At 70.5% G+C, this 12975-nt stretch carries 10 protein-coding genes; 4 read left to right on the forward strand and 6 right to left on the reverse strand.

The window, feature by feature from the left end; all coding sequences use genetic code 11:
- Window positions 1-9: 9 nt before the first annotated feature.
- Window positions 10-471 carry an isoprenylcysteine carboxylmethyltransferase family protein gene (locus tag G8346_RS07875; RefSeq protein ID WP_166049948.1) on the reverse strand — a complete coding sequence of 154 codons (462 nt, stop codon included), beginning with the start codon at window positions 469-471 and terminating at the stop codon, window positions 10-12.
- Window positions 472-727: 256 nt separating this feature from the next.
- On the opposite strand from G8346_RS07875, the gene G8346_RS07880 reads away from it, so the two are divergent.
- From G8346_RS07880 to G8346_RS07895, 4 genes are read left to right on the forward strand one after another with little or no spacing between them, the layout of a single operon-like run.
- Complete coding sequence (locus tag G8346_RS07880) at window positions 728-3505, forward strand: hypothetical protein (RefSeq protein ID WP_166049951.1); 2778 nt, start codon at window positions 728-730, stop codon at window positions 3503-3505.
- A complete protein-coding gene (locus G8346_RS07885; RefSeq protein WP_166049953.1) occupies window positions 3502-5061 on the forward strand; it encodes a M48 family metallopeptidase in 1560 nt (519 codons plus the stop codon). The genes G8346_RS07880 and G8346_RS07885 overlap by 4 nt, the downstream gene beginning before the upstream one ends.
- The gene (locus G8346_RS07890) at window positions 5061-6107 is read left to right on the forward strand and encodes a HEAT repeat domain-containing protein (protein WP_166049955.1); all 1047 of its coding nucleotides are present in this window, start codon (window positions 5061-5063) and stop codon (window positions 6105-6107) included. Before G8346_RS07885 ends, G8346_RS07890 begins: the two co-directional genes overlap by 1 nt.
- The gene (locus tag G8346_RS07895; RefSeq protein WP_166049957.1) at window positions 6104-7558 is read left to right on the forward strand and encodes a glycosyltransferase; all 1455 of its coding nucleotides are present in this window, start codon (window positions 6104-6106) and stop codon (window positions 7556-7558) included. Before G8346_RS07890 ends, G8346_RS07895 begins: the two co-directional genes overlap by 4 nt.
- Window positions 7559-7561: 3 nt before the next feature.
- On the opposite strand, the gene G8346_RS07900 is transcribed toward G8346_RS07895, so the two are convergent.
- The 5 genes from G8346_RS07900 to oppB are packed head-to-tail and all read right to left on the reverse strand — an operon-like array spanning window position 7562 to window position 12942.
- The gene (locus tag G8346_RS07900) at window positions 7562-9022 is read right to left on the reverse strand and encodes a sodium:solute symporter (protein ID WP_166049959.1); all 1461 of its coding nucleotides are present in this window, start codon (window positions 9020-9022) and stop codon (window positions 7562-7564) included.
- Complete coding sequence (locus G8346_RS07905) at window positions 9022-9234, reverse strand: hypothetical protein (protein ID WP_166049961.1); 213 nt, start codon at window positions 9232-9234, stop codon at window positions 9022-9024. Before G8346_RS07905 ends, G8346_RS07900 begins: the two co-directional genes overlap by 1 nt.
- On the reverse strand, window positions 9234-11123 hold the full coding sequence (locus tag G8346_RS15015) for an ABC transporter ATP-binding protein (protein ID WP_166049963.1): 1890 nt from the start codon (window positions 11121-11123) through the stop codon (window positions 9234-9236). Before G8346_RS15015 ends, G8346_RS07905 begins: the two co-directional genes overlap by 1 nt.
- Window positions 11123-12022 (reverse strand): ABC transporter permease subunit, encoded by a 900-nt coding sequence (locus G8346_RS07915; protein WP_166049965.1) that lies wholly within the window; start codon window positions 12020-12022, stop codon window positions 11123-11125. Before G8346_RS07915 ends, G8346_RS15015 begins: the two co-directional genes overlap by 1 nt.
- Window positions 12019-12942: an oligopeptide ABC transporter permease OppB gene (gene oppB, locus G8346_RS07920; RefSeq protein WP_166049967.1), complete on the reverse strand. Its 924-nt coding sequence runs from the start codon at window positions 12940-12942 to the stop codon at window positions 12019-12021. The genes G8346_RS07915 and oppB overlap by 4 nt, the downstream gene beginning before the upstream one ends.
- Window positions 12943-12975 lie beyond the last annotated feature (33 nt).

The following is a 12975-nucleotide window of genomic DNA, read 5'->3' on the forward strand; positions in this document are numbered from 1 at the left end:
GACCCGAGCTCAGAGCCAGCGGCGCACGCGGCGGCGGTAGGCCTCGAACTCGTCGCCGAACAGGGCCGCCAGCGCGCGCTCCTCCGGCCGGATCTGCCAGCGGGTCATGGCCCCGGCGAAGACCGGCAGCACGACTGCCGCCGCGATGGAACCCAGCCAGGTCGCCCAGGCCGCCAGGGCCAGCAGCAACGACAGGTACATGGGGTTGCGGCTGTAGCGGTAGATGCCGGCGGCCACCAGCCGGCTGGCGCGCTCCGGCCGCAAGGGGTTCACCGTAGTCTCGTGACGCGCGAAGACGCGCACGCTGGCGAGGCCGACCAGTCCCGCCGCCAGCAGCAGCACGCTGGCAGCAAGCAACTGGCCCGGAAAAGTGATCCGGTCGGTGCCCGTGAACACAGCCAGGCCGCCCATGACCGCGGCCGCGACCAGGAACAGCGCCACGGGCGGAACCCGCAATTCCAGCAGCTGCATCACTTCCCTCCTCGCCGGCGCCGGCCGGGCGGCAAGGATAGCCCACTTGCGCGGCGCGCGAGTCACTCCTGCACAGGGCGCCGTGTACAAACTTCCCCGCAGAAATGTGACACGGGCCATTCAATTCACGCAGTGCGTTATACATAATGCGCAACCAATTGAGTTATCGCGGGATTCAGATTTGCCATCCAGCCCCCATTCGGACGCCTCGGCGCGCCCCGGAGTGACCCGGACGCGCCCGTCCGCAGGCCGTGCCGTGGCCGCCGTGATCGCCGCGGCTTGGCTGCTGCAGGGCTGCGCCGCGGAGCCGGGCCAGGACTGCACGGCGATCACCGCGGACCTGCGCCCGCTGGTCGGTGCGGAGTGGTCCGACGTGCCTTCGAGCGCGGGCCTGTTCGTCGCCTTGCGCGCGATCCGGCTCGCCATCGAGCGCCAGCTGGTCGCCCACGACGAGTGGGTCGGGCTGGGCTGGTGCGAGTACCGCGCGGAGCAGTTCGACGCCGCCGAGGCTGCCTTCACCGAGGCGACCCGGCGCGTACGGCACTCCGCGGACGCAGCGCTGGGTCTAGGCTTCATCGCGCTGCGCCGGGACGCCCCGGGAGCGGCCGTGGGCTGGTTCAGCGCCGCGCTGGCGCGGGACCCGGGGGCGGCGGAGCCGGCCGAGGGCCTCGCGCTCGCGGCCGAGCGCCTGCCGCCGGGCGACCCGGCAGCCGGGACGCTGGCGCTCACCGCGGAACGCATCCTGGCACAGCGCCCCGGTGACGCCGACTGGTTGTTCATTCGCGCCACCGCACTGCGCAAGGCGGGACGCGGCGGGGAACTGCGCCTGCAACCGGACCGGGGCAGCGAACGGCCGCACTACTTCGCCCGCGCCGGCGCCGACTACCTCGAGGTGCGCGGCGCGGACGGGCAATGGCGCCCCCTGTACGTCAAGGGCGTCAACATCGGGCCCGCGTCGCCCGGGCGCTATCCTTCCGAAGCGCCGCAGGACGAGGCCACCTGGCAGTCGTGGCTGCAGGAGATCGCGGCGCTCGGCGCCAACGCGGTGCGCGTCTACACCCTGCAGCCGCCCGCGTTCTATCGGGCCTTGGCGCGTCACAACGCCGGCGACGAGGAAGGCCGCTTGTGGCTGCTCCAGGGCGTCTGGACCGAGCTGCCGCCGGGTGACGACTTCGACGACCCGGCTTACCTGGAGGGCTTCCATGCCGAGATTTCGCGCGTGATCGACGCCGTGCACGGCGACCTGGTGCTGTCGCGCGCCCGCGGGCACGCCCAAGGCGTCTACGACGCGGACGTGTCGGCTTATACGCTGGCGTGGATCATCGGGCGCGAATGGGAGCCCTTCGCGGTCGTGGCCTACGACGCCATGAACCCGGGGCCCTGCGATCACGCCGGACGCTTCGTCGCGGTCGCGGGCGGACGCGCCATGGAATGCTGGATCGGGCGCAGCCTGGATTTCGCCGCAGCCTACGAGGCGCGGCGCCACGGCGTGGGGCGGCCGCTGACCTTCGCCAACTGGCCCACGCTCGATCCCCTGCACCACCGCAGCGAGGCGAACCGGGCGGAGGAAGACCAGTGGCGGCTGGAGCTGGAAGGCGTGCCGCTGCCGCAGCGCTCGGCGCCGGCGTGGGACGACGACGCCATCAGCGTCGACGCCACACTGCTGTCCGGCACGCGAGACTTCGGCCCGGGCGTCTTCGCCTCCTACCACGTCTATCCGAACTTTCCCTACTTCATGAACCTGGAGCCGGCCTTCGCCGCAGCGACCGACGCCGCGGGCGTGAACCGCTACCTTGGCTACCTGCGCGCGCTCAAGGACTACCACGGCGACCAGCCGGTGCTGGTGGCGGAGTTCGGCATGTCCACCAGCCGCGGCATCGCGCACCTGCAGCCCGAGGGCCTCCATCACGGCGGCCAGCACGAGCCCGAGGCCATGCGCCAGGTGGCGCGCCTCGCCCGCAGCATTCACGACGCCGACATGGCCGGCGGCCTGGTGTTCGCGTTCATGGACGAATGGTTCAAGGGCACGTGGTCGACCAGCCCCTTCGAGCTGCCCGAAGACCAGCGCGCGTTCTGGTTCAACGCCCAAAGCCCGGAGCAGTCCTACGGCCTGTGGGCGGCACGCCCGGCGGCGCCGGTCACCATGACCGGTCGCGCCGCCGACTGGCGCGACATCGCGCCACTGCAGCAGCGCACGCCGGACCCGCAGGATGGCGGCTGGCACCAGCTGCGCGGGCTGAAGGCGACGCTGGACGCCGGCTACCTCTACGTGCTGCTGGAAACGGACGGCACTGGCGCGCCCGACTGGTCCCGGCTCGAGCTGGCGCTGGGCATCGACACTTATGACCCGCAGCGCGGCGAGCGTACGCTGCCCGCGCCCATGGACTGCAGCACCGCGACCGGCGTGGAGTTCCTGGTCCGGCTGCAGGGCCCCGATGACAGCGTGCTGCAGGTGACGCCGCCGTACCTCCCCCGCCACCCGGCCGAGAGCGGCGCCGCCGCCACCATGCTTTCGCCGCTGGCAGGGACAGGACGCTTCGAGACCCCGAAACTCACCACCAACCGCGAACGCTATACCCGCGACGGCAAGAAGGTCCCGGCGCGACAGGTGGCCCTGGGCCGGTTGCGTTTCGGCTCGCTCGACCCGGCCTCGCCGCTGTTCGACACCCGCAGCGACGTAGTGGTCGACCCGGACTCGGGCAGCATCGAGCTGCGCCTGCCCTGGGCGTTGCTCAACTTCGCCGACCCTGCCACGGGCAAGGTCCTGCACCAGCCGGTGGTCGGTGGCGCTCTCGCGACGCAGGAAACCGAGGGGCTGCGCCTGTATGCCTGCGCCTGGGACCCCACGGCGCCCGGGCTGCACAGCCGCCTGCCGGCGGCCGCCGAGGTCGCCCCGTTGCTGCCGCCGCCAGGCTGGACCGAGCCTGGTTACGTGCTCGAACCGAAGCACGGCTTGCCGCAGGTGGCGGAAGCATTGCGACAGCTGCCGGGTGGCCCGCGACCCGCGCGCCCCGACCCCGAGGAGACGCCATGAGACGCAAGAGCCCCCGGGCCGCGCCCTGCCTGGCGGCCGCCCTGGTGTTGAGCCTGGCGGCCGCATTCCAGCCGCTGCACGCGAGCGAGAACGCGGCACGCCTCGACGAACTCGCGCGCGAGGCACAACGCCTGTCCTGGGAACAGCGCTTCGACGAAGCGCTGGCCATGTACGCAGAGGTACTCGCCGCCGACCCCCAACATGAACTCGCGCGGCGTGAGCGCGCCAAGGTGCTGTCCTGGGCAAAGCGCTACGAGGAATCGGCGGCGGCTTTCCGCGCGCTGCTGGCGGAGCGGCCGGATGACCTGGAGGCGCGCGTCGGGCTGGGCAAGGTGTTGTCATGGTCCGGCGAATACGCGGCGGCACGGCGGGAATACGAACGCGTGCTGGAGCGTGCACCCGACCACCCGGAGGCCCTGCTCGGCATCGCCCAGACGCTGGCCTGGAGCGGCGACCTGGAGCGTGCGCGCCACGCCTACCGCCGCGCTGCCGGCGCCGCAACCGACCCCACTGCGGCACGAACCGGGCTGGCCTACCTGGACCTCTGGCAGGGCGCGGCAGCCGAAGCGCGACGTACCGCGGAGGCACTGGCGGAGCGCCACCCGGATTCGCCCGAGGTGCAGCAACTGCTGCGCGCGACGCGCGATGCCACGGCGCCGTGGATGGCCGCGAGCTGGGACCGGCTCGACGACAGCGACGACAACCTGTTCACCACCGCGCGCATCGAGGCCGGCACGACCCTGCGCAGCGGCCCCACCGTGCAGCTGTCCTACACCGACTATGACGTGGAGACCCTGGACCGCAACGGCAGCCTGCGCTCGCTGCAGGGCACGGTCGGCTACAGCCCGGCGCGCGGCCACTCGCTGCAGGCCATGCTCGGCGTCGACCGGCTCGAGAGCCAGGGCTTCGACAGCGCCAACGTCACCGACTGGGGGTTGCGCTGGAACTTCGCCCTGCCCGAGACCTGGCGCGGCACGCTGGACGCCCGCCGCGAGCCGTTCCGCTACTCCGTGCCGCTGATCGACAACCGCATCGTCATCGAGTCGCTGACCTTCGCCGCCAACGGGCCGCTGGGGCCGCGCTGGCGCCTGTCGGGGACCTTGTCGTCATGGCGCCTGTCGGATGACAACCAGCGCCTGAGCGCGGATCTCGGCCTGCGGCAACGCCTGGCCCGCGGGGCGCATACCCTCGAGGCCGGCCTGAACCTGCGCCTGCAGGACTGGGACAAGGACCTCGACAACGGCTACTTCGACCCCTCCGACTTTCGTGCCTGGGGCGTGGTGGCGCGCGCCTTCGGTCCGGTGGCCGGTCCGGCCGGGCTCGACTACGACGTCAGCGCGGAATTCGGCCTGCAGTCTTTCGACAGCCAGGGACTGAGCACCTCCAACGACCGCTATTACCTGCTCACCGCCCGGCTCGGCTGGCAAGCTACGCCGTATCTCCGCGTCGAGGGCTTCGCCGACGGCGGCTCTTACGCCTCGCAGGGCGGCGCCGAGTGGAGTTACTTCCGCATCGGCATCCAGCTGCGCCGCCGCTTCGGGAGTGGCACGCCCTGATGCGCACCGCGGTCGCCATCGCGATCATGGTTCTCGTCGGCGTGCTCGCTGCGCTGATGCTGTACATTCTCGCGCGGCGCCTGGTGGTGGCCTGGGTGCAGGGGATCGAGCGCCGGCGCCGCGCCAGGCTGGAGCACGCGCTGCAGCCCTGGCTGCGCGGCGCAACGGAAACGCCGCCGGCGCTGCTGCAGCGACTCCGCCGGTGGCCGGACCGGGGCATCTTCGTCGACCTGTGCCTGCAGGAGCTGCCGCGGGCCGACGCTGTCACGCGCGCGCGCATGATCGAGTGGCTGGAAGCACATGGTTACGTCGAGCAGTGGCTGCGCGAATTGCAGCACCGCAGTGCGTGGAAACGGGAAAATGCCGCCGAGCTCCTCGGCATCGTGCGGTCCGAGCGCGCCATCGACCCGCTGCTCGGGGCGCTGCAGGACGAGGCGCTCGACGTGCGCATGCGCGCCGCGGCGGCGCTGGGACAGCTCGGCGGCCGGCGCGCGCGTGAAGCGCTGATCGGCGCGCTCACCGACCAGAACCGCTGGTCGACCATCCGCATCACCGACCTGCTCTCGGGCATGGGGCCGGAAGTGGGCGCCGAGCTGCGCCAGGCCTTCCCCGGCATGGGGCGCGGGGCGCGGCTGGCTGCCATCGATCTCATCGCGCGCGTCGGCCGCGCCGACTCCGGCGAGTTCTTCACTGCACTGCTGCAGGACGAGGACATCGACATCCGCGCACGCGCCGTGGCGGCGCTCGGCCGCATCGGTCACCGTGCCGCCGCCGGGCAGCTGCTGCAGGCGCTGGAGGATCCGGCCTGGCCGGTCCGCGCCATGGCCGCCAAGTCGCTCGGCAGCCTGCAGGTCGAGGCCGCGGTGCCGTTGCTGTGCGACGCGCTGCGCGACCGTGAATGGTGGGTGCGGGCCAACAGTGCGGCGGCCCTGCGCGCCCTGGGCCCGGCCGGGGCCGAGGCGCTGCGCCGCATGCAGGACGACCCCGACCGCTTCGCGCGCGACCAGGCGCGCGCCACGCTGCACGAAATGGAGGCGGTGTCATGAGTCCCGGCATGTCCGCCTTCCTGGCCGAAGTGGTCACCGGGTACAACCACTTCATCCTGGTCTACTTCGTCCTCATCAACGCCGGCTACCTGGCAATCTTCCTGCTCTCGCTGCGGGCGTTGTGGCGCTTCGTGAAGCGCAGCTTCTTCCCCGACTACGAGAAGATCCGGGCCTCCGACCTGACCCCGCCCATCTCGTTGCTGGTGCCGGCGCACAACGAGGCGCGCAACATCGTCGAAAGCATCCATTCCCTGCTGCGGCTGAACTACGGCGGCTACGAGATCGTGGTCATCAACGACGGCTCGACGGACGAGACGCTGGACGTGCTGGTGCAACGCTTCGACCTGCGCCGCTCGACCGAGCCGGTGCGCGTGGTGCTGCCCACGGAAGAGATCCGCGGCGTGTACCGCTCCCTCAGCCACGCCAACCTGGTCGTGGTGGACAAGGCCCAGGGCGGCAAGTCCGACGCCCTCAACGCCGGGCTGAACATCAGCCGCTACCCGCTGTTCTGTTCCATCGACGCGGACTCGCTCATCGAGGAGAACGCGCTGCTGCGGCTGGTGAAACCGTTCATCGAGTCGCCGCAGGAAACCGTCGCTGCGGGCGGCATCGTGCGCGTGGCCAACGGCTGCAAGGTGGTGGACGGGCGCGTGGTCCAGGTCGGGTTGCCGCAGAGCCGCATCGCCGTGATGCAGGTGGTGGAGTACCTGCGCGCCTTCCTGGCCGGGCGCGCCGGCTGGAGCGCCATCCAGGCGCTGATGATCATCTCCGGCGCCTTCGGCCTGTACCGCAAGCAGGAGATCCTCGAGATCGGCGGCTATTCCAAGGAGACCGACACCGAGGACGCCGAGCTGGTGGTGCGCCTGCACAAGGCCATGGCCGAAGCCGGGCGGCGCTACCGCATCATTTTCATCCCCGACCCGGTGTGCTGGACCGAGGTGCCCGAGACCTGGAGCGTGCTGATCCGCCAGCGCTCGCGCTGGCACCGCGGGCTGATGCAGACGCTGTGGATGTACCGCGGCATGTTCATGCGGCGCCGCTACGGCACGCTCGGCACGGTGGCCATGCCCTGGTTCGTGGTCTTCGAGCTGCTCGGCCCGGTGGTCGAGGTGCTGGGCTACATCTCGATCTCGCTCGCCTGGTGGCTGGGCATCCTCGATCGCAGTTTCGTCATCCTGTTCCTCATTGTGGCCTTCGCGGTCGGCGCCCTGCTCTCGGTCGGCGCCCTGCTGCTCGAGGAAATCGCCTTCCGGCGCTACCCGCGCTTTCGCGACCTGCTGCGGCTGCTGGCTTACGGCTTCCTGGAGAACTTCGGCTTCCGCCAGTTCCTCACCTTCGTCAAGGTCAAGGCGCTGCTGGACATCCTGTTGCGCCGGCGCGGCTGGGGCCGCATGGATCGCCGCGGCTTCGAGCCGGGCGAGCGTGGAGACGGCGACGGCCCGCGACCCTGAGGCTCAGGGGAAGACGAAGGCGTCGACGTGGCTGCGCGGCTGCGGCCGGGTCAGCAGCGAGACCGCCAGCAGCACCGGCAGGTGCACCACCAGCCCGAGGATGCCCTCGTGCAGGTCCCAGGGACGCAAGCCCGGGTTGAAGAAGAACACCAGCGTCGCCAGGCTGCCCGCGACCAGGCCCGCGAGCACGCCGGCCGTGGTCGCGCGGCGCCAGTACAGCGCCGCGAGCACCGGCGGCGCCAGCTGGGCGATGACGCCGTAGGACGTCAGCAGCAGCACGACCAGCGAAGTGCCCTCGGTGACGGCGAAGAAATAGGCCACGGCGCCGGCCAGCAGCACCCCGATGCGGATGAGCAGGCGCTGCGTGGCGTCGCTGAGCGCCACGAAAGGCCGCACGCCGTCCTCTACGGCCACCGACGCCGTGGCGTGCAGCACCGCGTCCCCGGTCGACATCGAGGCCGAGAGCGCGCCGGCGCAGAACAGCCCCACCACCAGCAGCGGCAGCTGCACCTCGAGCACCAGCTGCGGCAGGATGAAATCGGGACGCTCCAGGCCGGGCATGTACAGCACCCCGGCGAAGCCGATCAGGAGCACCGGCACCAGGAATAGCTGGAAGGTCGGGAACAGCACGATGGTGCGCTTGAGGGTGCGCTCGTCGCGCGCCGTGAAGGCTTTCATGAACAGGTGCGGCCACAGCGTGAGGCCGATGGCGCTGACCAGTATGGCGCTGCTGTAGCCGCCCCAGCTCCAGGGTGCGCCACTGCTCATGAGGCCTGGTAATTCAAGAAGTTCCGGGCGCTCGCTGAGAATTTGCTCGAACATCGGCCCGACGCCGCCATACAGCGCGTAAGGCAGGTACAGGCCCAGGGTCCAGGCCATCACCACCATGAAGATGCCCTGGAAGGTGTTGGTCCAGCCGACCCCGCGCACGCCGCTGACCAGCACGTACAGCAGCACGATGCCGTAGGCCACGGCGGCGCCGGCCCACAGCGGCACGTGGCCGTCCGTGACCACCTCGATGACGATGCCGGCGCCGCGGATCTGCAACGTGACGTAGGGCACCAGCGCCACCACGCTGAGCACGGCGATGAGCAGCGAGAGGAAGCGCGAAGGAAAGCGCCCGGCCAGGAATTGCGCCTGCGTCACGTAGCCCAGTCTGCGCCCGATGCGCGCCACGCGCGGGCCGATGAAGTACCAGGGCGCGATGCCCAGCACGCCGTAGGACAGGATGTAGAACGCCGCCGCGCCGCGGGAGTAGGCCCAGCCCGGTCCGCCGAGGAAGGCGAAAGCGGAGAACACGGTCGCGCCGGTGACGAAATACATCACCAGCAGCCCGAAGTCCCGGTCGCCGGCGACGAAGCCGGTTACCGTGTGCGTCGTCTTGCGCCCGGCACGCAGGCCGATGAACAGCGTCAGGGCAAGGTAAGCCAGCACCACCAGGGAGACCCCGTGCCAGCGCTCCATCAGTCCCCTTCCCCGCGGCTCTCGAGATGATCGAGCAGCAGCAGCGCCGCAAAGCCGAGCAGGATCCACAGGATGGCCCAGGCCATGGGACGCGGCAGGCCGAGCACCAGCGGGCCGCCCTCGGCCACCAGCAGCGCGACCGGCCAGGTGGCGGCCGCGGCATAGAGAAGAAAAAACAGGACGACCGCGCGACGCAGGCGGGGCAGACGCATCATCCCGCCTGGCGGTTCGCGTCGGCCATGGCCCGCTCCGCCTCGTGGCAGGCCACGAGGTGGTCGCCGACCTGGCGCAGCGGCGGCACCTCGGCAGCACAGCGCGGCACGGCGATGGGACAGCGCGTGCGGAAGGCGCAGCCCGAGGGCGGGTTCACCGGCGACGGCAGGTCGCCCTCGAGGGGCGCGAACGCCTTGTTGCGCTCCTTTTCCGGGTCCGGGATCGGCACGGCGGCGATGAGAGCGCGCGTGTAGGGGTGCAGCGGCCGCTCGTAGAGGGCGACGCGGTCGGCGATCTCCGCCACGCGGCCGAGGTACATGACCATGATGCGGTGGCTGATGTGGCGCACCACGGCGAGGTCGTGCGCGATGAAGACCAGCGACAGGTTCATCTCGGCCTGCAGGTCCATGAGCAGGTTCACGATCTGCGCCTGGATGGAGACGTCGAGTGCGCTCACCGGCTCATCGCAGACGACCAGCTTCGGCTCCAGCACCAGGGCGCGCGCGATGCCGATGCGCTGGCACTGCCCGCCCGAGAACTCGTGCGGGTAGCGGTTGACGTGCTCCGGCCCGAGCCCCACCCGCTCCAGCATCGCGTCCACCTTGCGCCGCACTTCCGCGCGGCCCATGCGCGGGAAATGCGTCTGCAGCGGCTCGGCAACGATGTCGCCCACGGTCATGCGCGGGTTCAGCGAGGCCAGCGGGTCCTGGAAGATCACCTGCATGTCGCGCCGGTGTGGCCGCATGGCCTTCTTGTCCAGCGGCGTGATGTCCTCGCCCAGCAACGTCACCCGACCCGCGGTCGGCTGTACCAGTCGTAGCACCGCGCGCGCCAGGGTCGACTTGCCGCAGCCCGACTCGCCCACCACGCCGAGCGTCTCGCCCGGATGCAGCGCCAGGCTGACGCCGTCCACCGCCTTGAGGGTGCGCGTGCGGCCCAGCAGCGTCTCCGGCGCCAGCTTGAAGTGCACCTTGAGTTCATCGGCCTGCAGCAGCGGCTGCGCCGCGCGGTCGGGCTCGCGACGCAGGCGCTCGGCGTCCGGGGCGGCGGCGGGCTGTTCCTCGCCCTGCTCCGGCGCCACCGCGGCAAGACGCTGGATCTCGGCGCGGTCGAGCCGCGGCACCGCGGCCAGCAGCGCGCGCGTATACGGATGCTGCGGCCGGTAGAAGATGTCGTCCACGTGGCCGGACTCCTTCTCCTCGCCCTGGTGCATCACCAGCACCCGGTCGCACAATCCTGCCACCACGCCGAGGTCGTGCGTGATGAGGATGATGGCGGTGCCGAAGTCGCGCCGCACCTCGCGCATCAGCTCCAGGATCTGCGCCTGCACCGTGACGTCGAGCGCCGTGGTGGGCTCGTCGGCGATGAGCAGGTCGGGCCGGCACAGCATCGCCGAGGCGATCATCACGCGCTGGCGCATGCCGCCGGAGAACTCGTGCGGGTACATGTCCACGCGCTTGTTCGCTTCCGGGATGTGCACGGCGTCGAGCAGCTCGATACAGCGCGCGCGCGCCGCCTTGTGGCCGATGCCCTCGTGGTGCTGCAACACCTGCGCCATCTGCTGGAACACCGTCATGTAGGGGTTCAGCGAGGTCATCGGGTCCTGGAAGATCATGCCGATGCGCCGGCCGCGGATACGGCGCAGCGCCGCCAGCGGCATGCCGATAAGCTCGGTGCCGTCGAAGCGCGCCGAGCCCTCGGCGCGGCCGTTGGAGGCCAGCAGGCCGATCAGGCTCATCATGGACTGGCTCTTGCCGGAACCGGACTCGCCGACGATGCCCAGCGTCTCGCCCGGGTCCAGGCTGAAGCCGAGGTCGCGCACCGCGTGCACCTCGCCGTCGGGCGTGTGGAAGCGGACGTTGAGCTTTTCGACCTCGAGCAGCGCCATCAGCGGTCCTTGGGGTCGAGGGCGTCGCGCAGGCCGTCGCCGACGAAATTGAAGCAGAACAGGGTGAGGGCGAGGAAGGTCGCGGGGAACACCAGCATCCACGGCGCCGTGCCCATCTCCTGCGCGCCCTCGTTGACCAGCGCGCCCCAGGACGTCATCGGTTCCTGCACGCCGAGACCGAGGAAGCTGAGGAAGCTTTCCACCAGGATCACCTGCGGGATGGTGAGCGTGACGTACACCACCACCACGCCGAGCAGGTTGGGCACGATGTGGCGGCGGATGATGTTGAAGGTGGAGACGCCCTGCGCCTCGGCCGCCTCGATGAACTCCTTGTGCTTCAGCGACAGCGTCTGGCCGCGCACGATGCGCGCCATGTCGAGCCAGTTGATGGCGCCGATGGCGACGAAGATGAGCAGGATGTTGCGGCCGAAGAACACCATCAGCAGGATGACGAAGAACATGAAGGGCATGGCGTAGAGGATGTCGACGATGCGCATCATGACGTGGTCGACGCGGCCGCCGAGATAGCCCGCGGTGGCGCCCCAGCTGATGCCGATGAGCAGGCTCACCAGTGTCGCCACCACGCCGATCAGCAGCGAGATCCGGCCGCCGTAGAGCGTGCGCACGAACAGGTCGCGCCCCAGCGCGTCGGTGCCGAAGAAATGCCGGCTCTCCCAGTCGGGGCCGATGGAGACGTTGTCCCAGTCGGTCTGGGCGTAGTCCCAGGGCGAGAGCCAGGGGCCGACGATCACCAGCAGCGCCATGGCCAGGACCAGCGCGCCGGCCACCACCGCGGCGCGGTTCCGGCGCAGCACGTTCCACGCGTCCACCCACAGGCTGCGGCCCTTGATCGGGACCGGCGCGGCGGCCGTGGCGGCGGGCGGCGGCACGGCGCTCATGCGTACTTCACCTTCGGGTCGAGCCAGGCGTAGACCAGGTCGACCAGCAGGTTGAACAGGATGATCAGCGCGCCGTAGAACACCACCACGCCCATCACCAGCGTGTAGTCTCGATTCAGCGCGCCCTGCACGAAATACCGTCCCAGCCCGGGCACGCCGAAGATCTGCTCGATCACCACCGACCCGGTGATCACCGCCGCGGTGGCCGGCCCGAGGTAGGACACCACCGGCAACAGCACCGGCTTGAGCGCGTGGCGCAGGATGACGGTGCGCTCGGGCAGTCCCTGGGCGCGCGCGGTGCGGATGAAGTTGCTGCGCAGCACCTCGATCATGCTGCCGCGGGTCAGGCGCGCGATATAGGCGATCTGCGGCAGGGCCAGAGAAATCACCGGCAGCACCAGATAGCGCAGGCTGCCGTCGCCGATGCCGCCGGCGGGCAGCCAGCCGAGCGTGACGGCGAACAGCAGGATCAGCAAAGGCGCCATGACGAAGTTGGGGATGGAGATGCCGGTCATCGAGACCGCCATGACGGCATGGTCGGTGCGCGAGTTCTGGCGCAGGGCCGCGATGGTGCCTGCCGTCACGCCGACCAGCAGCGCCAGGATCATGGCCGAGCCGCCGAGCCGGAGCGACACCGGGAACCCGGCAGCGATGAGCTCGGTGACACTGTAGTCCTTGTACTGGAACGAAGGCCCGAAATCGCCCTGCGCGAGGTTGAGCACATAACGGCCGAACTGCTGTACCAGCGGCTCGTCGAGGTGGTAGGCCGCGCGCAGGTTGGCCTCGATCTCCGGCGGCAGCGCCTTCTCCGCATCGAAGGGCCCGCCCGGCGCCGCGCGGATCATGAAGAAGGCCAGCGTCACGAGGATCAGCAGCGTGGGGATGGCGCCGAGAAAGCGCGTCAGCGCGTAGCGGATCACGCGGTGCGGCCTCCGTGCAGTGCCTGCATGTTG

The organism is Thioalkalivibrio sp. XN279, assembly GCF_011089885.1.
Lineage (GTDB): Bacteria > Pseudomonadota > Gammaproteobacteria > Steroidobacterales > XN24 > XN24.